This window comes from Streptosporangium sp. NPDC050284 (assembly GCF_044459525.1).
GTDB lineage: Bacteria > Actinomycetota > Actinomycetes > Streptosporangiales > Streptosporangiaceae > Streptosporangium.
Genome location: NZ_JBITIZ010000006.1, coordinates 128,748 through 152,965, shown reverse-complemented (window position 1 = coordinate 152,965; position 24,218 = coordinate 128,748). Strand labels below are relative to the sequence as shown.

Genomic DNA, 24,218 nt, shown 5'->3' with positions numbered 1-24,218 from the left:
CCGGGGCGCCCGGGCCATCGGCGTTCTTCTCACCTTCCTTATCACCTTCAGTCGCGAGGCGCGGACCGGCGTTCCTCGGCGAGGTGAAGGCCCGCCTCGATCACGGCGTTCATGATGGGGGCGAGCCTGGCCTCGCCCAGTACGGGGGCACGGCGGGCCATCTCGGCGACCAGGCGGCGCTCGCGGTCGGCGTCGCGACCGGCGAAACCTCCGACGGGCTTGAGGCGCTGGATGGTCCCTGCCAGTTCGGCGCGGCGCTCCAGGAGGACGGCGAGGGCGGCGTCGACGCGGTCGATGGCCTCGCGGGCGGCCGGTACCGAGTCGGGGCTCTCCCTGCGGGTGAGGGCTCCGACGATCTTCACGGCCTCGTGCGCCGCCAGCGCGTCCCGCTCGCTCGAGGAGGGGTCCAGGAGCAGGCCGTCGGCACCGGCGGCGATCGCGGCGGCGGCCAGCGCGGGGTCGGCGCCGAGACCGGCCAGGACGGGACGTCCCGACCTATCACGCGCGGCGCGCATCAGGGCCAGGTCGGGAGCGGCGACGCCCAGGGGGCCACGGCCGCCCTCACAGAGCACGATCCCTTCGTTGCCCTCCGCCGCGCAGTGACCGGCGACCTCCAGCCACTCCTCCAGCGTCGCGGAGGGGTCGCGCTGGAGGAGCATCGGCAGGCCGAGCCCGGCGGTGGCACGCACCAGACCGGAGTCCCGCATCCAGGCCGCGCCGACCACCGCGCCGTCGGCCCTCTCGGCGATCAGCGGAAGATCTCCCTCGAAGGACGGCTCCACCAGGACGGGTCCCGCCCCCTGGGCGCGGGCCACGGCCACGGACTCCTCCGCCCCGTGGGCGGATACTCCCCCGCGGTGGTCTCGCAGGCTGATCCAGCGGGCGTCCGCGCCCGGCCCTCCGATCACCACGGCCGGCCCCGCGCCCACCGTGAGCGTGCCCAGCCGTACCGTTGCGCGTTCCGTGTGCGCGGTGCACTGTGCGGTGGACGACATGAGGCTCCCCTGGTTCGGCCGACGCGCGTCCCGCGAGCCGGCGGCCGTTCGAGAAGGGACTTCGGAAAGAGAAAGAGGCAGAGACCTCATGTCTCCGCCTCGTGCCGGCTCCGGCCGGTCGCTAGTTCCCGACTGTCACCACCGGCTCTCCCGAGCCGGCACGATGAACGCGAAGTGGCAGGTCATGGGCTCAACCTTAGGTTATCTTCCCGGCATCCGCCACGTACTGGACAGCGCATCTCAAGGCATGGACTTTTCTGCGGCGTGTGAGTCGATCACTTTACTGGGCTATGAGAGTATTCGGGGGTTCAGAAGGAGGTAGCCGGTTGATGGCCGAAGCACAGCCCGCGGGACGGCGAGTCGCCTCCCGATACCAGCTGCTCGAAGCCATCGGCCGAGGTGGCATGGGCATCGTGTGGCGGGCCCACGACGAGCTCCTCGACCGTGAGGTCGCGATCAAGGAGGTCCGCTACGCCGACATGCTCGGCGAGGACAACCAGGAGGACTTCAACCGGCGCACCAAGCGCGAGGCGCGCGCCGCCGGGCGCCTGACGCACCCGAACGTGGTCGTCGTCCACGACGTCGTCGAGGAGGACGGGCGTCCCTGGATCGTCATGCAGCTGGTGGAGTCGCGTTCCCTCGGCAAGGTGATGCGCCAGGACGGGCCGCTGCCGCCTCGACGGGTCGCGGAGATCGGTCTCAAGCTGCTCGAGGCGTTGCGCGCCGCCCACGCCCAGGGAGTGCTGCACCGCGACGTCAAGCCGGAGAACGTCCTGCTCGCCGACGACGGCCGGGTGGTGCTGACCGACTTCGGCATCGCCACGCTCGAGGCCGAGACCGCCCTCACCATGACCGGCATCGCGGGCACGCCCGCGTTCATCCCGCCCGAGCGCATCAAGGGCGGCGCCGCGCAGCGCGAGTCCGACCTGTGGTCGCTCGGCGCGACCCTGTACGCCGCCGTCGAGGGCAAGCCGCCGCACGACAGGGGCGGGGCGCTGCCGACCATGCACGCGATCCTGAACGACGAGCCCGAGCCTCCGGTGCACGCCGGGCCGCTCGCCCCCGTCCTGGAAGGGCTGCTCCGCAAGGATCCGGCGCTGCGCATGCCCTACAAGGAGGCCGAGCGGCTGCTGCGCCGGGTGGCCGAGGGCGACCGGGTCCGGCCTCCCAGGACCGCCGTCATGCCGGCCGTGAACGCGGGAGACGACACCGATCCCGGGGCCCGCTTCCAGCCGGGCGCCGTCCCCGAGACGGGTGCCAAGCTGGACTCCGTACCCTCGGAACCCTCGGGTTCCAAGGAGGAGGTGTCCGCCCCGCCCGCGCGCGGCGAGGAGCCGCGGAAGCCCTCGGCCAAAACCCCCGCCAAGACGCCCGCGGAAGCCGTACGGCCGAAGCCCGCCCCCGCCCCCGACGTTCCCGCATCCGCTCCGGCGGCCGGTTCCGAGGAGAAGGCGAAGGCGGCGCCGAAGAAGACCGCGCAGGGCGGGCAGGCCTCCGAGGCCGCGGCGGACTCCCCCGGCCCGGACGCCGGAGCGGGTGCGCGGGCTCCCGAGGCGGGAGCGGGCTCGAAGGCGAAGCGCACCACCGGCGAGGCCACCCCCGCTCCCCCGACGTCCTCCGCGTCCGAGGCCGCGCCTCCGATCCTGGCCAGGTTCGCCCCGAAACCGAAACCCACCATCGGCCGGAGAACCGAATCCACCTCCAAGCCCGAGCCCGCTGCCGGGGCCACGCCCGCCGCCGAGGGCGCACCCCCGATCCTGGCCCGGTTCGCTCCCAGACCGAAACCCACCACCGGGCCCGAACCGACTCAGAAGACCGAACCCACCCCGACGTCCGCAGCCGCCGCCGAGGCCGCACCCCCGATCCTGGCCAGGTTCGCTCCCAAGCCGAAACCCACCATCGGCCAGAAAGCCGAACCCACCCCCAAGCCCGCGGCCGATGTCACGCAGGTACGCGAGACGAAACCGGGCACGGCCCCCTCCGAGCCCGCCCTCCCCGCCGGGAGCAGGTCCGCCGGTCCGGAGGCGAGCCGCGAGGGCGCCCCGCCGGTCGCCGAGCCGGGAGCCGAGGGCCGCAAACCCGTCTCGCGCCCCAACCCCTTCCCGCCCGTGGGGCGCGAGCCCGGCACCGAACAGAAGCCCGCCTCCGCCTCCAGGGCCGAGCCCGCTCCGCGGGAGGAGCCCGCTGCCTACGGGGGCCACGGCGACGGGGGCGACACACTCGTCTCCCGGAGTTCCGGCGTCTCCCCGGTGAAGCGAGGGCTGCTCGTGCTCGTGCCCGCGCTGCTGATCGTCGGCGGGATCGCCGGCTGGCTCGGCATGCGTAGTGGCGACGGCGACGAGACCCCGCAGGCCAAGCCGGTCGATCCGAGCGCGTCCAGCGCGTCGGAGGCCCCGAGCGGCGGCGCCGAGGCGACCCCCGAGGGCTCGCCGAGTTCTGAGACGTCGCCGTCCGAGGACCCTTCGGAGTCCCCCTCCGCCGACCCGAGTCCCACCAAGAAGGAGAAGAAGTCCCCCCTTCCCTCCGGCTGGCGGATGCACAAGGACGGCAACGGCTTCTCGATCGGCCTGCCCAAGGGGTGGGCGGTGGAGAAGCGGCCCGGCCAGCAGGTGTGGTTCCGCGGCCCCGACCGGACGAGTTTCGTCTTCGTCGAGTACGTCGACAAGGCGGGTCCCGATCCGAAGAAGGACTGGGAGAACCAGGAGGGAGTCGTCCGGGGCAACTTCCCCGGGTACGACCGGATCCGGATCGCGAACGTCAAGTACATGGTGAAGGCCTCCGACTGGGAGTTCACCTGGAACACCAGCTCGGGCAAGGCCCGCGTGATCAACAGGGGGTTCATCACCAAGGGCGGCCGGGGGTATGCGATTTACTGGCATACCCTGGCCAAGGACTGGAAGAAGAACATGCACCTCTTCGAGGGGTTCACCGCGACCTTCTCCTCCAAAAAGTGAGCGGGAGCCCCACCGCCTGCGGTGAGTGATTCTGGGAGGGCGGGGGATGGCGGAAAGCAGGGTGGCGGGCCGCTACAGGCTGCTCGAACACATCGGCGAGGGCGGCATGGGCATCGTCTGGCGTGCCCACGACGAGCTCCTCGACCGGGTGGTGGCCGTCAAGGAGGTCCGCTACCGGGGGGTCGACGAGGCCGCGCGCACCGACCTGAACCGGCGGACCATCCGCGAGGCGAGGACCGCGGGGCGCCTCGACCACCCCTCCGTGATCATCGTGCACGACGTGGTCGAGGAGGACGGGCGTCCCTGGATCGTCATGCAGCTGGTCCGGTCCCGGTCGCTGGGTGAGATCGTCCGCTCGGGCGGGCCGCTCCCGCCGGAGCGGGTCGCCTCGGTCGGACTGCACGTGCTGGGCGCGCTGCGGGCCGCGCACGCCGCGGGGGTGCTGCACCGCGACGTCAAGCCGGAGAACGTGCTGCTCGCCGACGACGGCCGGGTCGTGCTGACCGATTTCGGCATCGCCTCCATGACGCAGGAGACCGGCATCACCCGTACGGGCGCGATGGTCGGCACCCCCGCCTTCCTGCCTCCCGAGCGGCTGCACGGGATGCCCGCCACCCCCGAGTCGGACCTGTGGTCGCTGGGGGCGACGCTGTACGCCGCCCTGGAGGGCCGCCCACCGTTCGAGCGGGCCACGGCCGCCGCCACCATGATGGCGGTCCTTCACGGCGAGCCGAGCCCCATGAGCCGTTCCGGCCCCCTGTCGACGGCGATCCTCGGCCTCCTGGCGAGGGATCCCGCCGCCCGGATGGTCCCCGAACAGGCCGAGGTCCTGCTCGGCCGCGCAGCCTCCCCCGGCTCCCCGGCCTCCCCAGGGCCGCACTCGGGGCAGCGGGCGTACGGCTCTGGCTTCCAGACCGACCCGCCGCGCACCGACCCCTCACCGCTTCAGGACGCGTGGCGGCCGGTGTACGGGGATTCCCCGGGCGGTCCAGGGCAGCCTCGCCACCCGGCCGCGCATACGCCCCCCGAGCACTTCCCCTCGACGGCCCGCCCCCACTCCGAGCACTCCCCTTACACGGCGGGGGGCCCTCAGCCCGAACAGGCCCGCCCCTCGGTGGCTCACCCCCGGCCGGAGCAGCCGCCGTACGCGCAGCAGCCCTACACACATCCCGGCCACTCCTCGTCCGCGCCCCCCGATCCGTACACACACCCCGGCCTGCCCCCGTACACACATCCCGATCCGTACACACACCCCGGCCAGTCCTCGTACACACACCCCGAGCAGCAGGTGTACGCGTACCACGAGCAGCCTCGGCACGCGCGCCCCGAGCAGCGGGCGTACGGCTCGGAGCCCTGGACGAGGCGGGAGCAGCCCACCGACACGGGGGCCGCGCCCGCGCGGCTGACCGGGGCGCGACGCCTGGCCCTCCTGGCCGGGGTGCCCGCGCTCGCGGTGACGGTCGGGGTCGGCGCGTGGCTGGTCCTGAGGAATCCCGGTACCCCGGTCGACACGGGCGGCCGGGCCGGCGTCACGGCCCTGATCACCGACCCCACCCCCGCCACGTCGCCCGAGGCGACCCCCACCCGGGATGCGACTCCGACGGCGACGCCGCGTCCGTCCAGGATCATCCCCTCGGGCTGGCGGCTACACCGCGACCCGATGGGCTTCTCCATCGCGGTGCCTGGAAACTGGCAGGTCAAGCGGTTCTCCGGCCGTGACCGGGTGGAGTTCCGTGCCCCCGGAGCGAGCGACAGCTTCCTGTGGATCGAGTCGACCGAGGACCCGGAGAAGGACCCGGAGAGGCACTGGGAGAAGGTGGAGCGGGCCGGGGTCGCCGAGAACGTCTGGCCGGGCTACCGGCGGGTCAGCATCACCGCGCTGACGTACCAGGGGGTGCCGGCCGCCGACTGGGAGTTCACCTACCTCAAGAACGGGGTTCGCACCCGCGTCCTGGACCGGGGCTTCCGTACCCGCGACGGCAAGCCGTACGCGATCTACTGGGAGAGCCCGGACGCCAGGCGGTCCGGATCGCTCTTCGCCGCGTTCACCAACACCTTCCGGCCATGAGCGGCCCGGAGAGCGCGCGCTTCTGGCGCACCCCGGCCCTGCCCGGGGTGGACCTCCTCAAGGCCAGATACGTGACCCACCGCTTCCCACCGCACGTGCACGACGGTTACGTGATCTCGATGATGCTGTCCGGGGTGGAGGAGTTCGCCTACCGGGGCACCGTCCACCGCGTGGGGCCGGGCAGCCTGAGCACGCTCAACCCCGATGAGGTGCACGACGGCCACGCGGGCGTCCCCGATGGGTGGTCCTACCGGGTGATGTATCCCTCGGTCGAGTTCGTCTCCGGCATCGCCGCCGAGCTGATGGCCGGGCACGGCACCCCCTGCTTTCCCGAGACCGTCACCTACCACCGGCCCACCGTCGCGCTGCTGCGGGCCGCGCACGACGCCGCGGAGGGTGGTGACGACCTCGCCTCCTCGACGCTGGCCCGCACGGCCTTCGCCGCCCTGCTCAGCCACCACGCCTCCCGTCGTCCCCCGGAGACGCCGCGCTGGAACGACGACCCGGCGGTGCGCCGGGCGAGGGAGATCCTGCACGAGCGGCTCGTCGACCCGCCCACGATCGAGGACCTGGCGCGGGCGGTGGGCACCGGACCCTTCGCCCTGATCCGGGCCTTCAAGGCCGCGACAGGGCTGCCTCCGCACGCCTATCTGAACACGCTGAGGATCATCCGGGCCCGGCGGCTGCTCCAGGCGGGCACGCCTCCCGCCCAGGTCGCCGGGGACGTGGGATTCACCGACCAGGCCCACCTGAGCAGGCATTTCAAGCGGACGGTGGGCGTGCCACCGGCCGCGTACCAGCGCGCAGGAACGTACAAGACCGGAACGTGACCCGAACCTAGGCTCGCCTCCCATGGAAACAACCACTCGTTCCTCCGCGATCAGGGACGGACTGGGCGTGGGGATCGCCGTCGGACTGTCAGGGGTGGCCTTCGGCGCCGCGGCGGTCACCGCGGGGCTCAGCGTCGCGCAGGCGTGCGTGCTGAGCCTGTTCGCCTTCACCGGCGCCTCGCAGTTCGCCCTGGTCGGCGTCGTCGCGGGCGGCGGCAACCTGGTCGCGGGCACGGCCGGTGCGATGCTGCTCGGCGCCCGCAACAGCCTGTACGGCCTGCGCATGGCCGGGGTGCTCCGCGTCCGGGGATGGCGCAGGCCGCTGACGGCCCAGGGAGTGATCGACGAGACGACGGCGGTCGCCCTCGCCCAGCCGGACGAGGAGTCGGCCAGGACCGCGTTCTTCGTCACCTTCGTCAGCCTCTACCTGACCTGGAACGCCACCACCCTCCTCGGCGCGCTGGGCACCTCGTGGGTGGCCGACCCCTCGGCGTTCGGCCTGGACGTCGTCGGTCCCGCGGCCTTCCTCGCCATCCTGTGGCCCCGGCTCACCGGGAGCGACGCCGAGGCCCGCGCGCTGCGCCTGATCGCGTGCGGCGGCGCGGCGGTCGCGCTGGCCGCGACCCCTTTCACCCCGCCGGGCGTGCCCGTGCTGCTCGCGTCCGTGGCCGTGCTCGCGGTGATCCTGAGGAGACCCAAGTGACCATCTGGTGGGCCGTCGTCATCACCTGCGTCGCCTGTTACGCGCTCAAACTCGCCGGGCTGTCGGCACCGCGCCGCGTCCTCGACCACCCGGGGGTACAGCGTTTCGCGACGCTCGTCCCGGTGGCCCTGCTGGCGGCGTTGATCGCGGTGCAGACCTTCGGCGAGGGGCAGGCGCTGCACCTCGACTGGCCGCGCACCGCGGGGATGTGCGCCGCCGTCGTGGCGCTGCTGCTGCGCGCCCCGTTCCTGGTGGTCCTCGCCGCGGCCGCCCTCGTCACCGCCGCGCTGCGCCACGTCCTGAGCTGAGAGCGCCACCTCCCGAGCCGGGATCACCGCGTGCGGAGCCGGGGGTGTCAGTGCCGTGCCGCGCTCCGAACCGGAGCGGCCTCGTCACCTCGCGCCGCGTCCCGGGCCTGGCCGACGTCGCCCGTGCCGCGCGGGAACCGTACGCGGAAGGTGGCGCCGGCGCCGGGGCGGGAGGTCACCGTGGCGTCGCCGCCGTGCGCGACGGCGACGGCGGCGGCGGCGGCGACGATGGAGAGCCCGAGACCCGCGCCTCCCTGGCGGGCGCCGTCGCGGGGATGACCGGCCCGGTGGAAACGCTCGAAGACCAGGGTGCCCTGCTCCTCGGCGCCGGCCCGCTTGGTCCTGCGCAGCACGGCGCGGATCCTCGCGATCAGCTCCTCCAGGCTGAACGGTTTGGTGACGTAGTCGTCACCTCCCACGGTGAGCCCGCCGATCTTGTCCTCCGTGGCGTCGAGGGCGGTGAGGAAGACCACGGGCACCTCCGAGCCCTTCGACCTGATCCGGTGGCAGACCTCGGTGCCGAGCACGTCGGGCAGCATCATGTCCAGGACGATCAGGCCAAGATCGGTGTCGGTGTGCTCGCCGCGGTGGTGGTCCTGCTGCTGGTGTTCCGCTCGGCACTGGCCTTCGTACCGCCCCTCATCTCGGCCCTGTCCATCTTCCTGTCGTTCGTCGTGATCCTGCTGCTCACGCTGGTGACGACCGTGCACGACGTGGCCCTCACCACGATGCCCCTGCTCGGCCTGGGCATCGCGATCGACTACTCGCTGCTGCTGGTGGCCCGCTGGCGGGAGGAGCGGGCGAACGGGCACCGCGGCGACGAGCGTGGCCACGACACTCATCGTGCTGCCGGTGCTGCTCGCCCTCACCGGGCAGCGGCTCGACCGCAGGCGCGCCCGCGCGGGCCGGGACGGGGCTCCCTTCCAGCGCGAGGCGCGGGCCGGACGGGCCTGGTCGGCGTGGGCCCGCGGCGTGGTGCGGATGCGCCTGCTCGCCGCCCTGCTCACCGGCGGGCTGCTGACGGCGCTGACGGTGACCGCGCTGAGCGTCAACCTCGGCCTGCCGGCGAGCGGGAACCTGCTGACCACCGGCCCCGGCGCCGAGGGACTGTCCGCGCTGCGCCAGGCGGGCGTACCCGCGGGCTCGATCACCCCGTTCGACGTCCTGGTGAGCGGCGACCCCACCCGGGCCGCCGAACGGATCGGGAACGTGAAGGGCGTGTCCACGGTGCTCGCCCCCGACGACCCGTCCCGGCGCCGCGAGGGCACCGCCGTCATCACCGTGCTCCCGATCTCGGAGAACGGCACCAAGGCCGGCGAGGCGACCATCACCCGGGTACGCGAGGCGGTGCCGGTCACCGCGCGCGTCGGCGGCAACGCGGCGCAGAGCATGGACTTCCAGGAGCACGCCTACGGGGCGTTCCCCTGGATGCTCGGCCTGATCGCGCTGGTCACCTTCGTCATGCTGGCGCGGGCGTTCCGCTCGCTGCTGCTGCCGCTGAAGGCGATCGCCCTCAACCTGCTCTCGCTGGGCGCGGTGATCGGCGCGATGGTGGTGCTGTGGCAGTTCGGCTGGGGGACCAGGGAGCTGCTGGACATCCAGCCGACCGGCTCGATCGGCGAGTTCGTGCCGCTCGTCATCTTCGCCTTCCTGTACGGCCTGAGCATGGACTACGAGGTGTTCATCCTGGCCAGGATGCGCGAGGAGTACGACAGGTCCGGCAGCACGGAGCAGGCGGTGATCGAGGGGGTGGGCCGCACCGGTCGGCTGGTCACCTCGGCGGCGCTGATCCTCTTCGTCTCCTTCGCGGCGCTCGCCATGACCCCCGAGCTGGACGTGAAGGTGTTCGCGAGCGGCCTCGCCCTGGGCGTCTTCCTGGACGCCACCCTCATCCGCGGCGTCCTGGTCCCGGCCGTGGTCGCGATGATGGGCCGGTGGAACTGGTGGCTACCCGTCCGGGCCGCCCGGATCCTGCGGGTGGAGCCCTCGCCGCTGAAGTGGGAGAACCCCGAGCCCGCTCGGATCCCGGAACCCGTCTAGGAGCGGCCGGACAACGCAACGGCCATCGTCTGCGAAGACGGTGGCCGTTCACGTTTTCCTGGTAGGACCAGCCGATGGACTGGTAGGCGCTCACCGCTCGTGGCCCTTTCCGCCACAGCGCCTGGATCTCCCGCTGCCCGAAGGCGTTTCCTCCCGAGGCGGCGGCGGTCACCACCGACAGGTCGAACGGATCCTCCCTGGCGGGATCGAGGGCGGCGTCGGCCAGGGCGAACCGAGTGGCGCGGCCCCGCCGACGCGATGGCACGGCGGTTCTACCACTGGCCCCCCGGGAGCGTGCCCTGTGACGATCTCTCCCGCCGCACCGGTCTGGACGACGCCGTTCCGCACGGCACCGCCACCGTCGGCGGCCATCGCGTGGTCGTCGCCGTGATGAACTTCTCCTTCGACGGCACCGGATTCGTGGACACGTTCATGTGCGAAGAGGGACACATGCTCTGGTCTGCGTAAACTTTCCTGAATGCCGACGTAAATCCTGGGTACTCGCCACCCCATGACCGATTCTCAGGGGATCATCGGAGCCCGCTACCGTCTGCTCGAACGCATCGGCCGAGGAGGCATGGGAACGGTCTGGCGAGCGCGGGACGAGGTCCTGGGCCGCGAGGTGGCGGTCAAGGAGGTCGTCCCCTCCCCCGACCTCACCGGTCCCGAGCGTGAGGTCTTCACCGTCCGGACCCTCAGGGAGGCCCGTACCGCCGGGCGAATCGGCGGCCACCCGGGGGTGGCGACGGTCTACGACGTGATCGAGGAGAACGGGCGTCCCTGGATCATCATGCAGCTCATCGACTCCCGCACGCTCGGAGCGGTGGTCAGGGAGGACGGGCCGCTGCCGCCGGTGCGGGTGGCGCGGATCGGGCTGGAGGTGCTGGGCGCGCTGCTCGCCGCCCACCACGCCGGCGTCCTGCACCGCGACGTGAAGCCGGACAACGTGCTGCTCGCCAGGGACGGACGGGCGGTGCTCACCGACTTCGGCATCGCCGTCCTGGAGGGCGACTCCTCGATCACCAGGACCGGCTCGCTCATCGGCACCCCGGCCTTCATCGCGCCGGAGCGGGCGAGCGGCGGGCCTGCCGAGTTCGCCTCCGACCTGTGGTCGCTCGGCGTGACACTTTACGTGGCGGTCGAGGGACGCTCTCCCTTCGAGCGGGCCCACCCGCTCGCGACGCTCAGCGCTGTCATGCACCAGGAGCCGTCGCCGATGCGGTTCGCCGGGCCGCTCGCCCCGGTGATCTTCGGCCTGCTCCACAAGGATCCCGCGCGACGCATGTCGGCCCGCGATGTGCAGGTCCACCTCACCTCCCTGGTGAACGGCACCGCACCGGAACCGACCATGCCCATCGAACTGCCCGCCGCAGCGCCGGCCGGGGTCGCCACCGGACCGTCGACCGGATCTTCCATGGCGGTTCCCGTGGTGGCCGCGGTCCCGGGTCCGGACGGCGCTCCCACCGCGCCGGCCGAGGCCACTCCGCCCCTGCCTCCCGTGCCCCCCGGATCCGGCCCGGAGCAGGATCCGGCCTCCGCCCCCCGGAGGAGGCGACGCCCGGCGATGGCCGCCCTGGTCGCGGCGACGCTCGCCATCGCCGCGACCGCGGGAGGTGCGGCGTGGGTCGCCGTCAACTCCTCGCCCCCGGTCCCCCGGGATCAGCCGACGTCGGCGAGCGTGGGGCCCGACGAGAAGAAGCCCTCGAACAAGCCCGAGCAGGCGAAGGTGCCCACGCGAGACAACGGTGGCGGGACCTCGGGCCGCCCCGCCCCGGAAAGGGCGAGGAACGACGACCCCGCGCCACGGGACAGGCCGTCGGGCGAACCTTCGAAGAAGCCGTCGCCCAAGCCGTCACAGGAGCCCCAAAACAAACCCGACAAACCCGATAAGCCCGACACACCCGAGGAGGACCCCGCCGACCAGGGGCAGAACGAGGAGCAGGACCAGGGTGAGGGGACCGACGAGGGCTCGGGGCAGGACACCGCGCCGGGCGAGGGGCAGCAGGGCGACTCACCCGACCAGGTCGCCCCCAACGCCGGGACGGCCCCCGAGGGCGAGGTCACGAACGCCGGGGTGATCAACGAACCGCACCAGGACACGGACACCGGAGGCGAGATCAGGAACGGCTGATCGGCGTGCGGCGCTAGGACTCGGCGGCGACGATCGCGAGAGCCTGGGCCAGATCGTCGGGGTAGGTGGTGCTGAAGGAGACCCACTCGCCGGTGGAAGGGTGCTCGAAGGCGAGAGAGACCGCGTGCAGCCACTGCCTGCTCACCCCCAGGCGCGCGGCCAGGGTGGGGTCGGCCCCGTACAGCATGTCGCCGACGCACGGGTGGCGCAGCGCCGACATGTGGACCCGGATCTGGTGGGTCCGGCCCGTCTCCAGCTTGATGTCCAGCAGCGACGCCGCGCGGAACGCCTCGATCGTGTCGTAGTGGGTGATCGAGTCCTTGCCTCCGGCCACCACCGCCCAGCGACCGTCCCCGACGGGATGGCGGTCGATCGGCGCGTCCACCGTGCCGCGGTGCGGGTCGGGGTGGCCCTGGACCAGCGCGTGGTAGCGCTTGTCGACCGTACGCTCCTTGAAAGCCCTCTTCAGGTGGGAGTAGGCGTGCTCGCTCTTGGCGACGACCATCGCGCCGGTGGTGTTGGCGTCCAGCCGGTGCACGATGCCCTGGCGTTCGGCCGCGCCGCTGGTGGCCACCCGGTGGCCGGTGCCCAGCAGACCGCCGATCACGGTGGGACCGGTCCACCCGGTGGTCGGGTGGGCGGCCACACCGATGGGCTTGTTGACGACGACGATGTCGTCGTCCTCGTACACGATGTGCATTCCGGGCACGGGCTCGGCCACCGGCATCGGCGTGGTGGGCGGCGGCGGGAGGGTGACCTCCAGCCACGCGCCGCCGTGGACCCGGTCGGACTTGATCGCGGCCGCGCCGTCCACCAGCACGTCACCGGCGACGATCAGCTCGGCCGCGCGGGTGCGGGAGAGGCCGAACAGGCGTGACAGGGCGGCGTCGAGGCGCTCGCCCTCCAGCCCGTCGGGGACGGGGAGGCTTCGCCGGTCAGCCATCGCTGTTCTCCTTCGTTTCCTTCGTGGTCTTCTCGGCTCCCGTGTCGCGCGTGCCGTCGAGCTGGTAGCCCCGCCAGGCGAGAACGACCGCCAGGATGCCTCCGCAGACGACCGCCGAGTCGGCGACGTTCCAGACCGGGAAGTAGCCGGGGAAGGTCTCGATGAAGTCGACCACGTGCCCCTGGAAGGGCGAGGGCCTTCCGGGCCCGAAGCCCGAGGGCCAGCGGAAGATCCGGTCGGTGAGGTTGCCGAGCGCCCCGCCGAGCAGCAGGCTCAGCGTGATCGCCCAGGGCAGGCTGCGCAGGTTGCGCGCGGTGCGCAGGATCGCCACCACGACGGCGGTCGCGACACAGGTGAAGATGATCGTCATCCCGGTGCCGAGACTGAAGGCGGCCCCCGAGTTGAAGATCACCCGGAACTGGAGGAGATCCGGGATGACCACGAGCGGTTCCCTGCCCTCCAGGGTCCTGAGCACGAGGGTCTTCGTGGTCAGGTCGAGGGCGTAGATGACGGGGACGATCATCGCGAGTACGGCGATCCGCCGCCTCGGGAGCGGGGCGGCGGAAACCGCCCCGTCCTCGGTGTCACCGGTCAGCGGCGCTCCTCCCGCTGCTTGCAGGCCACGCACAGCGTCGCCCTCGGAAACGCCTGAAGGCGCTCCTTTCCGATCGGCTGATGGCACGATTCGCACACTCCGTAGGTCCCCGCGTCGATCCGGGCGATCGCTCGCTCGTTCTGCGCGACCAGGTCGCGCGAGTTCAGGGTAAGGGCGATTTCGCGCTCGCGTTCATACGTCCGGGCTCCGGCGTCGGCCTGATCGTCTCCCGCGCCGTCGGTGACGTCGCTCGACGCGATCTCCGTCTCTGCCTTGGCGATCTCCTCGGTGAGCTCTCGGATCTCCGTGGCCAGTTGCCCACGGACCTCCTTGAGCTCCTGGGCCGACCAGGTGACGACGGCGCCGTCCGGGGACGGCGCCACCGCGCTGTTGTCTGCGCGCACGGTCGCGGCCATGGCGGCCTCCTTGCTCGATGACCGTCTCCAATGTGGTAAGCGGTGCGGGCAGCTTAGGTCTTCTATAACAGAACGGCAAACGACCCGCCGCATTGTTTACCACTCCCGTAACATCCGGTCGCTTCCCCCTGATTCCGCTCAGCCCGCCTCAATAACGGGGAAGCTTCCGGGGAGCGGGTGCGTTATCGTGTGAGCCTGCAAGGCGTTGATGGGGACAGCAACCTCCGCATCCCCTCGCACGAGCGACCCGGGGACGGTGCGAGCCCGGGGCGAGGCGCGAAGGCACGATCACCCCGGAGCCGCCGGAAGAACGGCCGCGACGTCCCGGAGAAGATCCGCGGCGGCCCAGTAGACCCGGCAGCAGACCGAAGGAAGAGGGCCTCGCACGCGAGGTCAAGGAGGGTGGTACCGCGGGGCCCGACAGCCTCGTCCCTCCACGCCGCAGTCGGTTCCAGCGTGGAGGTCCAGCCCATCATGTCCGCCTATTTCCGTTCTCTTCCCGCGCAGGTCGATCTTCCCGCGCTTGAGCACGAGGTGCTCGACCGCTGGCGGGACGGCAAGATCTTCGAGCGCTCGGTCGAGCAGAACGCCGGCGGTCCCAACTGGGTCTTCTACGAGGGTCCGCCCACCGCCAACGGCATGCCCGGCGTCCACCACGTCGAGGCGCGTGTCTTCAAGGACGTCTTCCCCCGCTACAAGTCGATGCGTGGCTACAACGTCCCCCGCAAGGCGGGCTGGGACTGCCACGGGCTGCCCGTCGAGGTCGCCGTCGAGAAGTCCCTCGGCCTCTCCGGCAAGAAGGAGATCGAGGCGTACGGCATCGCCGAGTTCAACGACAGGTGCCGCGAGTCCGTGCTGAAGCACGTGGACGCCTTCGAGGAAATGACCGAGCGGATGGGCTACTGGATCGACCTGTCCCAGGCGTACCGCACGATGGACCCCGCCTACGTGGAGTCCGTCTGGTGGTCACTCAAGGTCATCTTCGACAAGGACCTCCTCACCCGCGACTTCCGCATCACCCCGTACTGCCCCCGCTGCGGCACCGGCCTGTCCGACCACGAGCTGGGCCAGCCGGGCGGCTACGAGACCGTCAACAGCCCGTCGGTCTACGTCCGCATGCCCGCGACCTCGGGGCCGCTCGCCGACCTTGGCGCCTCGCTGCTGATCTGGACCACCACGCCGTGGACCCTGGTCTCCAACACCGCCGTGGCCGTGCACCCGGACGTGACCTACGTCGCGGCCCGCCCCGCCGGATCCGACGAGGTCCTCGTCGTGGCCGAGCCGCTGCTCGCCTCCGCGCTGGGCGAGGACGCCGAGGTCCTCGCCTCCTTCCAGGGCGCCGACCTGGAGCACACCACCTACACGCGCCCCTTCGAGCTGGTCGACATCCCCGGCGCGCACTACGTGGTGCTCGGCTACTACGTCACCACCGACAACGGCACCGGCCTGGTCCACCAGGCGCCCGCCTTCGGCGCCGACGACATGGCGACCTGCAAGCGCTACGGGCTGCCCGTGGTCAACCCGATCGGCCCCGACGGCCGCTTCCTCGACGGCGTTCCCCAGGTCGGCGGCACGTTCTTCAAGGACGCCGACGAAGGGCTCACGGCCGACCTGCGGACGCGCGGCCTGCTCTACCGGGGCAGCCACTTCGAGCACAGCTACCCGCACTGCTGGCGCTGCCACACCGCGCTGCTCTACTACGCCCTCCCCGCCTGGTACATCCGCACCACCTCGATCAAGGACCAGCTCCTCGCCGAGAACGAGAAGACCAGCTGGTACCCCGAGACGATCAAGTGGGGCCGGTTCGGCGAGTGGCTGCGCAACAACGTCGACTGGTCGCTGTCACGCTCACGCTACTGGGGCACCCCGCTGCCCCTGTGGGTCTGCACGGCCGACGACTCGCACGTCACCTGCGTCGGCTCACTGGACGAGCTTGGCCGCCTGTCCGGTCAGGACGTCTCCGCGCTCGACCCGCACCGCCCCTACGTGGACGACGTCACCCTGCCCTGCCCCACCTGCGGCAACGAGGCGCGCCGGGTGCCCGACGTGATCGACGCCTGGTACGACTCGGGCTCGATGCCGTTCGCCCAGTGGGGCGCCCCGTACCAGAACGAGGAGATGCTCGCCAAGGCATACCCCGCGCAGTTCATCTGCGAGGCCACCGACCAGACCCGCGGCTGGTTCTACTCGCTGATGGCGGTGGGCACGCTCGTCTTCGGCAGGTCCTCGTACGAGAACGTGCTCTGCCTCGGCCTGATCCTCGCCGAGGACGGCCGCAAGATGAGCAAGCACCTGGGCAACGTCCTGCAGCCGATGCCGCTGATGGACCAGCACGGCGCCGACGCGCTGCGCTGGTACATGGCCTGCTCCGGCTCGCCGTGGGCGGCCCGCAGGGTGGGACACGGCGCCCTGGAGGAGATCGTCCGCAAGGTCCTGCTCACCTACTGGAACACCACGTCGTTCTTCACCCTGTACGCGAACGCGGAATCCTGGTCGCCGTCCCAGCTGTCGGCGGCGCCCGCGTACGACGAGCGCCCGCTGATCGACCGCTGGGCCCTCGCCGAGCTGCACAGGACCGTGGACGAGGTCACCGCGTCGATGGACGTCTTCGACACCGCCCGCGTCGGGCGGCGCCTCGCCGAGTTCCTCGACGACCTGTCCAACTGGTACGTACGGCGTTCCCGGCGCCGCTTCTGGAGCGGTGACCCCGCGGCGTTCGCCACGCTGTACGAGTGCCTGGAGACGGTCACCCGGCTGATGGCGCCGGTGGTGCCGTTCACCACCGACTACGTGTGGGACGTGCTCCGCGACGCCGACGCCCCCTCCTCGGTCCACCTCGCCTCCTGGCCCGAGGTCAACGGCGAACTGCTGGACCCGGAGCTGTCCGAGCGGATGGCGCTGGTCCGCCGCCTGGTGGAGCTGGGCCGCTCGGCCCGCGCCTCCAGCGGGGTCAAGACCCGCCAGCCGCTCGGCCGCGCCCTGGTCGGCGCCCCCGGCTGGGCTGCTCTCCCCCCGGAACTGCGCGAGCTGATCACCGACGAGCTCAACGTGAAGGATCTGGAGGACCTGTCCGGGATCGGCGCGGACCTGGTGTCCTTCACCGTCAAGCCCAACTTCAGGGCGCTGGGCAAGCGGTTCGGCTCGCGGACCAAGCTGGTCGCCTCGGCCGTCACCGCCGCCGACCCCGCCGAGCTCGCCCGCGCGCTCCGTACCGGCTCACCGGTCCCGGTGGAGGCGGGAGAGCTGGGCACCGTGGAGCTCGGCGCCGACGACGTGATCGTCACCGAGCAGCCGAGGTCCGGCTGGGCGGTGGAGGCCGGGGCCGGTGAGACGGTCGCCCTCGACCTGACCATCACCGACGAGCTGCGCCGCGCGGGCCTGATCCGCGACGTCATCCGCCTGCTCCAGGACACCCGCAAGTCCACCGGCCTGTCGATCGCCGACCGGATCGACGTGTGGTGGTCCACCGGCGACGCCGACCTGGCCGAGGCCCTGCGGACCCAGGGACAGGCGGTGGCCGACGAGGTCCTCGCCGTCTCCCTCACCGAGGGCGGCGCCGACGACCTTCCCGTCCACGGCGACGCGGAGCTGGGCCTGACCTTCCAGCTCCGCCGCACGACGACGACGGTCTGACCGGTCCGATCGGCTCAACCGGTCGGACCGGCCTGGGAAGGCCGGCGAGACCGGACGCGGCCGGGGTTTTCCTGGATGTCATCCAGGAAAACCTCGGCCGTCATGGTTCACAGCGGTACGGATGTGCGGCGGCGGAGCCGGTAAGGGTCGGGTGTCCGGCCTGCCCGGTCAGCTCACGTCCGGCGGTCGATCCGGCAGATCGGGCAGTTGCTCAGACCGGCCCGCTCGGCCTCGGCTCGGGTCGTGGTCTCGATGCCACTGCCGCCCACGCTGGCACCCTTGACGAGAGGGCAGTCGGAGTCGTGGAAACGGCGGGTGCCCGCGATGACCGTGACCGTCTCGCCGTCCGTCTCCCGTTCCTCGGTCGCGGGGCGCGGCCGGTCCTTGATGGCGGGGATACCACCGGGAGAGGTGTCGTCGTCGCGATCATCGGAGGCGCCGCTGTCATCGCGGCCGTCGCGGGAGGAGGTCCCCGCGCCGGCTTCGGACCTCACGTCGGTCGAGGCATTCTCGGGTGCCGGATCGGGTTCGGTTGAGGTGGAGTCGGCCGCTACCTGCCGCCCGGCGCGCCCGGGTGCGGTCTCGGCCGGCTCCACCGGCTCGGGGGTGCCGACCGCGGCGGAGTCCTCTCGCCCGGAGGAACCCGAGGGCTCCGGAGAGGTCTCCCGCCCGGCGGTCGTGGCTTCCGCTTCCGCGGAGGAGGCGTTCTCGCCGGGGACGGCCTCTGCGTGGGCCTCCCCGCCGTCGGACCCGCCCTTCGCGGAGTCGGCGGACGTGGCCTCGGCCGGTCCGCTCCTGGTCGGTTCGTCCTTCGCGGGCTTGGTCCAAGCGGGCCTGGTGGGCTCGACCTCGGCATGCTCGGGCCCGGTGGACCCGGACTTCGCGGGCGCGACCACGGTGGTGTCCGGCTCATCGGGATCGGATGCCCCGGCCCGGCTCGCGGAGGCGTCCGTGGCCGACGTACCGGAGGAGCCGGGGGCGGCGGGCTCGGGTCCGGCCTTCGCGGAGTCAGGCTCCGGCTTCGCCGAACCGGGCTTGGCCGAGGTGCCCACGGCCCCGGCGGAGGCCTCCTGGCTCTCCCCTGACGCCTGCGCGGCCACATCACGGCTGAACCAGCTGGTGGCCTCGGAGGCGGCGTGCGGGATCTCGGGGATCTTCGGCAACTGGATCGCCGGTCGGGTGGGCTGCTCCGCCGGGCGGACCGGAGGGCTCGCGGGCTTCTGGGGCTGGGACTGGGGCCGGGGCTCGGAGGACCGCACGTAGGGCCTGGCGACCGGGACGACGGGGTCCTGCTGGGAGGGCTCGGCTTCTGGACGCCCGGTCTCCTGGCGGGACGCGGTGCTCTCGCGACCGCCTTCGGAGCTTTCCGGCCTGGCGGGCGCGGCGTCGCGCCTCGCGACCGGAAACGCCGGAGACACCGGAGATTCAGCCCTGGTCTGCGAAGCCTCGAAACGGCCCTGCGGTGCCGCTGTCTCGGGCCGCTGAGATTCGGGCCGCTGAGCCTCGGACCTCTGCTGTTCGCCGGACCGCTGAGATTCGGAGCGCTGGGCCTCGGGCCGCTGAGGTTCGGGCCGCGCGCCGGGGGTCTGCCCGCCGGACGAGACCCCACCGGACGGAGCGGTGGGCTGCACGGGCCGGTACGGGGAGGTGAAGCGGGCGGTGGCCTCGTGAGCACCTGGCTCGCGAGCACCGGCGACGGGGCCGGACTCCCGAGAGGTGGTCAGAGGCTCGTCGGGCTTCCCCGCCTCGGGCGAGGTCTCCCGCGGCTGGGGCCCGGAGGTGGAGTCGGCGGGCAGGCACGTGGTGCAGGGCGTGAAGCCCTCCTCCAGCGCCTCCTCGTGGGTGAGCTCCTCATGATCCCTGCCGACCAGCTGGCGGCATCCCGCGACGTGATAGCGCTTACGGCCGGGGATGACCAGCACGATCGCCTCGGGGGCCAGGGCGCCCCGCCTCGCCGCAGCGGTGGCGGGCCCGGCCACCGGGCCGCGTCGCGGCTGGGTCGGGGCCACGGGCGCCTGCTGCATCCCGTGCCGCACCATCATCTGCTGTGGCGCCGAAGGATGGTTCGGCACCCCGTGCGGCGCGGGCAGTGGCCCGGCCGGCATCGGTCCCTTCTGGGGAAGGGGCTGAGATGCCCCGGCGTCCCCGCCGGGGAACAACTCGTGGCGGCGCAGCAACGCCCCGATCACCAGGAAGACTGCGGACAGCACGCTGACCGCGATCGACCACATGACCAGAAATGGCTTGGCCAGCACGAACCCCGCGATGAGCAGGACGATGGCCGTGAGTACCAAACCGGCGCTGATAAGGATCACAGAGAGACTCCCGGGTGCGGGTCAAGGGGATGACCCGACACCTTAGCGGCGGTCGTTGTGAGGACCGTCAACACCCTGGAAGGCACCGGAGTGCTGCGAGGGGTCACCGCCGAACGGGTTGGGCGCGCTCTGGAGGGTCGGCTGACCGCCCTGAGCCACCGCGTGGGACATCGCCGGAGGCCCGCTCACGATCGGGAATCCGCCGCTGCCCTCGGCAGCCACGTTCAGCTCCGCGAGCTGGTTCTCCAGGTACAGCTTCAGGCGACTGCGATACTCGCGCTCGAAGCTGCGAAGCTCCTCGACCTTGCGCTCAAGCTCGTCGCGGGTCTGCACCAGGGAACCCATGGCCTGGCGGTGCCGCTCCTGCGCGTCACGCTCCAGCGTCTCGGCTCGGGCACGCGCGTCACCGATGACCTGCTCGGCCTGGCGACGTGCCTTGCCGAGGATGTCGTCGGCCTCGCGGCGCGCCCGGGTCACCGTCTCGTCCGCCTCCCGGCGGGCGTCGGCGATAGCCTGGTCGGCGGTCTGCTGGGCGAGGGCGAGAACGCGGGCCGCGGTGTCCATGTTGTCCTCGGCCGGAGGCATTCCCATCGCGACGGGAACGGGCTGCTGATGCTGCACCGGCTCGGGAGCGCGCATGGGCTCCGGCTGCTGCTGCATCATCATCTCGGGCTTGGGCTCGGCGATGGGGGCGGGCGCCATGGCCATGCCCATACCGCCGGGGACCTTGCCCCGCAGGCACTCCGCCAGCTTGGCGCGGAGCTCCTCGTTCTCCTGAATGAGACGGTCCAACTCGGACTCGACCTCATCGAGGAAGGCGTCTACCTCTTCCTCGTCGTAACCCGGCCGAAGGCGGGTCGTACTGAATTGCTTGTTCCGCACATCGGCGGGTGTCAGCGGCATTTCGGTCTCCTTGGCGCGCTTGGAGTCTGTCCGGGGGGACGGTACCCGATCAACGAAGCGCGGACACGAGTTGGATCAAGACCAAGACCACAATGAACAGCACTGTGAAGCTTAGGTCAAAGGCCACCGTACCCAACCGGAGTGGTGGAATGAAACGGCGGAGGAACTTGAGAGGTGGGTCGGTCACCGTGTATACGGCTTCCGCCAGCACCAGGACGATGCCGGTGGGGCGCCACTGGCGCGCGAACGCCTGCACCGTCTCGAAGATCATTCTGCCGATCAGCAGGACGAGGTAGATGGACAGGACGAAGACCAAGATCCCGCTAACGATCCCCACGGTCCGTGCCCGCCTCCACTTCGCTCTGCCGTCCTCTGGCCCGTCGGGACCTGTTAGGCCGGTCACTGTTCATGATGGAACTCTAGCTCTGGTTGAAGAATCCGCGTTCCGCGATTCGAGCCTTGTCCTCGGCGGTCACCTCGACATTGGCTGGGGACAACAGGAACACCTTGTTCGTAACACGTTCGATGCTGCCGTGTAGGCCAAAGACGAGACCTGCCGCGAAATCAACGAGCCGCTTGGCGTCACTGTCAACCATCTCGGTCAGATTCATGATGACCGGGGTGCCGTCACGGAAGTGCTCGCCGATGGTCCGCGCCTCGTTGTACGTGCGGGGATGCAGGGTGGTGATGCGCGCCAGATCGGTCGTACGGCGCTCCAGAAGGGCCGTCGCGGGCCTCGGGGCGGGGACGCCGGAGTCGGTGTCGTCCTGGAGGTCGTGGACCGTGCCAGGCCGTTCGTCGCCCTCGCGGCGCGCGTCGTCGAACTCCTCGTACTCGTCGTCGGGGTAGCTGTCGTATCTCTCGTAGCGGTCGTCCTCAACAAGACCGAGGTAGACCGCCATCTTGCGCATCGCGCCGGCCATCGCTACTTCTTCCTCCGTCTTACTTCAGATGTGCCCCAGGGGGCCAGCCCGACCGCCCTGAGCTCACCACCGTTCGACCGCTGTCCGGACACGTGGACGCCAAGGTCCACTTGAAGGGACATTACCTGACGAAGGGCTTCCTGCGACCGAGCAACGCCGTACCAACACGCAGGTGTGTCGCACCGTTGGCAATAGCCTGGGATATATCCCCACTCATCCCCGCCGAGATGACACCGGCGCCGGGGTGAGCCCTCCGGACGGACCTCGCGATCTCCCTCAGCCTCGCGAACGCCCTGCCCGGCTCCTCTCCCAATGGCGCGACCGCCATCACCCCGCCCAGCTCAAGCCCCTCAGCTCCGGCGACGGCGTCGGCCAGGGCCTCCACCTCCTCGGGCCGCGCACCGCCCCGCGCGGGGTCGCCGTCGAGCGCGACCTGCACCAGGCAGGTGACCGGGCGTCCCGCCGCGAGCGCCTCCCGGCTGAGCGCGGCCACCAGGCGCGGGCGGTCGACCGAGTGGACGACGTCCGCGTACCCGACCACCGAGCGGACCTTGTTGGTCTGCAACTGGCCGACGAAGTGCCAGCGGAGATCGATGTCGGCGCATTCGCGCGCCTTGGCGGAGGCCTCCTGGTCGCGGTTCTCCCCGACGTCGGTGATCCCGAGTTCGGCCAGGAGCCGCACGTCGGAGGCGGGATAGGTCTTGCTCACCGCGATGAGCGTCAGCTCCTCGCGGTGACGGCCGGCGGCCCGGCAGGCTTGGGCGATCTCCGCCTCCACCCGGGCCAGCCCGGCCGCGATCTCATCACGTCGTGTTGTTTCCGTCACATCTCCGCCGCTCGGACGTCGGCAAACCGGCGGAGCCCATTCTTCCCGGCACGGCCGGGCGGGTCGTCGCCGCCCCCACCGTGAGAGATGTCACTTCAGGAAGTCGGGGACGTCCAGCTCCTCTTCCTGCTCCTCGAAGATCACCGGTCGGCGCCGGGCCGGGTCGGTGGCCCTGGCGGAGATCGGCGTCGGCTGCGAGGGCTCGGGAGCCGGGCGGGGGATCGACAACGGCGGGGAGTGCGGCTCCTCCGCGCGGTGCGGCTCGGCCTGCTCCGCCGAGGACTGCGCCTGCTGGACCGGGTAGATCTGCTGCTGGGGCGTCGGCTCCGCCGGCGCCGGCTGCGGGGTGGCGACCGGTCGCACCGGAGGGGGCGGCGCGTGCTCCACCCTCGGCTCGGGGCGGGGCTCGGCCTTGACCGTGGGCGCCAGCGGGCGGACCGGCGCCGTCGCGGAGGGCGGGGCGGGGCGCGAGACGGACTGCGGGCGCGCGGCCGGCTGCGGTGCCTGCTTGGGCTCGGGAGCGGGCTCGTCGAACCCGGCCGCGATCACGGTGACACGCACCTCGTCGCCGAGGGCGTCGTCGATGACCGTACCGAAGATGATGTTGGCATCCGGCGCGGCGGCGGTGGAGACGAGCTGGGCCGCCTCGTTGATCTCGAACAGGCCGAGGTCGGAGCCTCCGGCGATCGAGAGCAGCACGCCGTGCGCGCCGTCGATGCTGGCCTCCAGCAGCGGGCTGGAGACGGCCATCTCGGCCGCCGCGACCGAGCGGTCGTCGCCGCGGGCGTGGCCGATGCCCATCAGGGCCGAACCGGCTCCGGACATGACCGACTTCACGTCGGCGAAGTCGAGGTTGATCAGGCCGGGCGTGGTGATCAGGTCGGTGATGCCCTGGACACCGGAGAGCAGCACCTGGTCGGCCGCCTTGAAGGCGTCAAGCACGCTCACCTGCCGGTCGGAGATCGACAGCAGCCGGTCGTTCGGGATCACGATGAGGGTGTCGACCTCCTCGCGGAGGGTCTCGATGCCGGCGTCGGCCTGCATCGCCCTGCGCCGCCCCTCGAAGCTGAACGGCCGGGTCACGACACCGATGGTGAGCGCGCCCAGCGTACGGGCGATGTTGGCCACCACCGGTGCGCCACCGGTGCCCGTGCCACCGCCCTCGCCCGCCGTGACGAAAACCATGTCGGCCCCCTTGAGGACCTCCTCGATCTCCTCACGGTGGTCCTCGGCCGCCTTGCGCCCGACTTCGGGGTTGGCTCCCGCGCCGAGGCCGCGGGTGAGCTCGCGCCCGACGTCGAGTTTGACGTCGGCGTCACTCATCAGCAGCGCCTGGGCGTCGGTATTGATGGCGATGAACTCGACGCCCTTGAGTCCCTCCTCGATCATCCGGTTGACGGCGTTGACTCCGCCTCCGCCGATTCCTACAACCTTGATGACCGCGAGGTAGTTCTGCGGTGCTGCCACGACGAGGGGCCTTTCCGCTCGTTGACTTGCAATTTCATGCGGCACGGGGCCCGTGCCGTCGTTTCCAAAACCCTCACCCTCAAGTTGAGATTTAGCTTTATGTCAACCTGAGGAGTGATACGGACAGTAGGAGTTGCGCTCCTGGCGGGTCAACTAACCGCGCCGCAA

General features: G+C 71.5%; 19 protein-coding genes and 2 pseudogenes. 10 read left to right on the top strand and 11 right to left on the bottom strand.

The features are described 5' to 3' along the window. Window positions 1-47: 47 nt before the first annotated feature. Complete coding sequence (locus ACIBH4_RS16365) at window positions 48-356, bottom strand: chorismate mutase (protein WP_362507293.1); 309 nt, start codon at window positions 354-356, stop codon at window positions 48-50. 968 nt (window positions 357-1,324) lie between these two features. On the opposite strand from ACIBH4_RS16365, the gene ACIBH4_RS16360 reads away from it, so the two are divergent. Genes ACIBH4_RS16360 through ACIBH4_RS16340 form a run of 5 tightly spaced genes read left to right on the top strand, consistent with a single transcriptional unit; the run spans window position 1,325 to window position 7,858 of the window. Continuing rightward, window positions 1,325-3,949, top strand: a complete 2,625-nt coding sequence (locus ACIBH4_RS16360; protein WP_362767401.1) for a protein kinase — start codon at window positions 1,325-1,327, stop codon at window positions 3,947-3,949. 46 nt (window positions 3,950-3,995) lie between these two features. Further along, entirely contained in the window at window positions 3,996-6,017 is a 2,022-nt protein-coding gene (locus tag ACIBH4_RS16355; RefSeq protein WP_362767399.1) for a protein kinase, read from the top strand. Continuing rightward, complete coding sequence (locus tag ACIBH4_RS16350) at window positions 6,014-6,847, top strand: AraC family transcriptional regulator (RefSeq protein ID WP_362506928.1); 834 nt, start codon at window positions 6,014-6,016, stop codon at window positions 6,845-6,847. Before ACIBH4_RS16355 ends, ACIBH4_RS16350 begins: the two co-directional genes overlap by 4 nt. A gap of 22 nt (window positions 6,848-6,869) precedes the next feature. Then, on the top strand, window positions 6,870-7,550 hold the full coding sequence (locus tag ACIBH4_RS16345; RefSeq protein ID WP_362506931.1) for an AzlC family ABC transporter permease: 681 nt from the start codon (window positions 6,870-6,872) through the stop codon (window positions 7,548-7,550). After that, window positions 7,547-7,858: an AzlD domain-containing protein gene (locus tag ACIBH4_RS16340; protein ID WP_362506934.1), complete on the top strand. Its 312-nt coding sequence runs from the start codon at window positions 7,547-7,549 to the stop codon at window positions 7,856-7,858. Before ACIBH4_RS16345 ends, ACIBH4_RS16340 begins: the two co-directional genes overlap by 4 nt. A gap of 47 nt (window positions 7,859-7,905) precedes the next feature. On the opposite strand, the pseudogene ACIBH4_RS16335 reads toward ACIBH4_RS16340, so the two are convergent. Continuing rightward, window positions 7,906-8,415: pseudogene (locus tag ACIBH4_RS16335) on the bottom strand (response regulator); the annotation flags it as partial. Between ACIBH4_RS16335 and ACIBH4_RS16330 the strand changes: the two are divergent. The 4 genes and pseudogenes from ACIBH4_RS16330 to ACIBH4_RS16315 form a co-directional block, all read left to right on the top strand. Next, a pseudogene (locus ACIBH4_RS16330) lies at window positions 8,362-8,619 on the top strand (MMPL family transporter); the annotation flags it as partial. The pseudogenes ACIBH4_RS16335 and ACIBH4_RS16330 sit on opposite strands and share 54 nt — an antisense overlap. Before the next feature lie 64 nt (window positions 8,620-8,683). Then, window positions 8,684-9,898, top strand: coding sequence for an MMPL family transporter (locus ACIBH4_RS16325; protein WP_362767396.1), 1,215 nt, complete (start codon window positions 8,684-8,686; stop codon window positions 9,896-9,898). A 294-nt stretch (window positions 9,899-10,192) separates the two neighbouring features. Beyond that, window positions 10,193-10,366 carry a hypothetical protein gene (locus ACIBH4_RS16320; protein WP_362506940.1) on the top strand — a complete coding sequence of 58 codons (174 nt, stop codon included), beginning with the start codon at window positions 10,193-10,195 and terminating at the stop codon, window positions 10,364-10,366. A gap of 43 nt (window positions 10,367-10,409) precedes the next feature. Further along, complete coding sequence (locus ACIBH4_RS16315) at window positions 10,410-12,029, top strand: protein kinase (RefSeq protein WP_362767393.1); 1,620 nt, start codon at window positions 10,410-10,412, stop codon at window positions 12,027-12,029. 13 nt (window positions 12,030-12,042) lie between these two features. Here ACIBH4_RS16315 and ACIBH4_RS16310 read toward each other — a convergent pair whose 3' ends face one another. Genes ACIBH4_RS16310 through ACIBH4_RS16300 form a run of 3 tightly spaced genes read right to left on the bottom strand, consistent with a single transcriptional unit; the run spans window position 12,043 to window position 13,983 of the window. Beyond that, window positions 12,043-12,972 carry an RluA family pseudouridine synthase gene (locus ACIBH4_RS16310; protein ID WP_362506946.1) on the bottom strand — a complete coding sequence of 310 codons (930 nt, stop codon included), beginning with the start codon at window positions 12,970-12,972 and terminating at the stop codon, window positions 12,043-12,045. Next, window positions 12,965-13,600 (bottom strand): signal peptidase II, encoded by a 636-nt coding sequence (locus ACIBH4_RS16305; protein WP_362767390.1) that lies wholly within the window; start codon window positions 13,598-13,600, stop codon window positions 12,965-12,967. Before ACIBH4_RS16305 ends, ACIBH4_RS16310 begins: the two co-directional genes overlap by 8 nt. Beyond that, the gene (locus ACIBH4_RS16300) at window positions 13,564-13,983 is read right to left on the bottom strand and encodes a TraR/DksA C4-type zinc finger protein (protein ID WP_362506952.1); all 420 of its coding nucleotides are present in this window, start codon (window positions 13,981-13,983) and stop codon (window positions 13,564-13,566) included. Before ACIBH4_RS16300 ends, ACIBH4_RS16305 begins: the two co-directional genes overlap by 37 nt. A gap of 474 nt (window positions 13,984-14,457) precedes the next feature. On the opposite strand from ACIBH4_RS16300, the gene ileS reads away from it, so the two are divergent. Further along, a complete protein-coding gene (gene ileS / locus ACIBH4_RS16295) occupies window positions 14,458-17,616 on the top strand; it encodes an isoleucine--tRNA ligase (protein ID WP_362506955.1) in 3,159 nt (1,052 codons plus the stop codon). A 173-nt stretch (window positions 17,617-17,789) separates the two neighbouring features. On the opposite strand, the gene ACIBH4_RS16290 is transcribed toward ileS, so the two are convergent. The 6 genes from ACIBH4_RS16290 to ftsZ form a co-directional block, all read right to left on the bottom strand. Continuing rightward, window positions 17,790-19,931, bottom strand: coding sequence for a hypothetical protein (locus ACIBH4_RS16290; RefSeq protein WP_362767388.1), 2,142 nt, complete (start codon window positions 19,929-19,931; stop codon window positions 17,790-17,792). Between the two features lie 42 nt (window positions 19,932-19,973). Beyond that, window positions 19,974-20,834 (bottom strand): DivIVA domain-containing protein, encoded by an 861-nt coding sequence (locus ACIBH4_RS16285; protein WP_350948108.1) that lies wholly within the window; start codon window positions 20,832-20,834, stop codon window positions 19,974-19,976. Between the two features lie 49 nt (window positions 20,835-20,883). Then, the gene (locus ACIBH4_RS16280) at window positions 20,884-21,171 is read right to left on the bottom strand and encodes a YggT family protein (protein WP_030909817.1); all 288 of its coding nucleotides are present in this window, start codon (window positions 21,169-21,171) and stop codon (window positions 20,884-20,886) included. Between the two features lie 82 nt (window positions 21,172-21,253). Beyond that, window positions 21,254-21,757, bottom strand: coding sequence for a cell division protein SepF (locus ACIBH4_RS16275; protein ID WP_362506963.1), 504 nt, complete (start codon window positions 21,755-21,757; stop codon window positions 21,254-21,256). Between the two features lie 121 nt (window positions 21,758-21,878). Then, the gene (locus ACIBH4_RS16270; RefSeq protein ID WP_362506966.1) at window positions 21,879-22,583 is read right to left on the bottom strand and encodes a YggS family pyridoxal phosphate-dependent enzyme; all 705 of its coding nucleotides are present in this window, start codon (window positions 22,581-22,583) and stop codon (window positions 21,879-21,881) included. A gap of 90 nt (window positions 22,584-22,673) precedes the next feature. Further along, a complete protein-coding gene (ftsZ, locus tag ACIBH4_RS16265) occupies window positions 22,674-24,050 on the bottom strand; it encodes a cell division protein FtsZ (protein ID WP_362506969.1) in 1,377 nt (458 codons plus the stop codon). Window positions 24,051-24,218 lie beyond the last annotated feature (168 nt).

Excerpts from the sequence above, each read along its gene's own strand:
- ACIBH4_RS16360 (WP_362767401.1), top strand. The coding sequence starts at position 1,325 with ATGGCCGAAGCACAGCCCGCGGGACGGCGAGTCGCCTCCCGATACCAG.
- ACIBH4_RS16355 (WP_362767399.1), top strand. The coding sequence starts at position 3,996 with ATGGCGGAAAGCAGGGTGGCGGGCCGCTACAGGCTGCTCGAACACATC.
- ACIBH4_RS16350 (WP_362506928.1), top strand. The coding sequence starts at position 6,014 with ATGAGCGGCCCGGAGAGCGCGCGCTTCTGGCGCACCCCGGCCCTGCCC.
- ACIBH4_RS16345 (WP_362506931.1), top strand. The coding sequence starts at position 6,870 with ATGGAAACAACCACTCGTTCCTCCGCGATCAGGGACGGACTGGGCGTG.
- ACIBH4_RS16315 (WP_362767393.1), top strand. The coding sequence starts at position 10,410 with ATGACCGATTCTCAGGGGATCATCGGAGCCCGCTACCGTCTGCTCGAA.
- ACIBH4_RS16310 (WP_362506946.1), bottom strand. The coding sequence starts at position 12,972 with ATGGCTGACCGGCGAAGCCTCCCCGTCCCCGACGGGCTGGAGGGCGAG.
- ACIBH4_RS16300 (WP_362506952.1), bottom strand. The coding sequence starts at position 13,983 with ATGGCCGCGACCGTGCGCGCAGACAACAGCGCGGTGGCGCCGTCCCCG.
- ileS (WP_362506955.1), top strand. The coding sequence starts at position 14,458 with ATGTCCGCCTATTTCCGTTCTCTTCCCGCGCAGGTCGATCTTCCCGCG.
- ACIBH4_RS16285 (WP_350948108.1), bottom strand. The coding sequence starts at position 20,834 with ATGCCGCTGACACCCGCCGATGTGCGGAACAAGCAATTCAGTACGACC.
- ACIBH4_RS16275 (WP_362506963.1), bottom strand. The coding sequence starts at position 21,757 with ATGGCCGGCGCGATGCGCAAGATGGCGGTCTACCTCGGTCTTGTTGAG.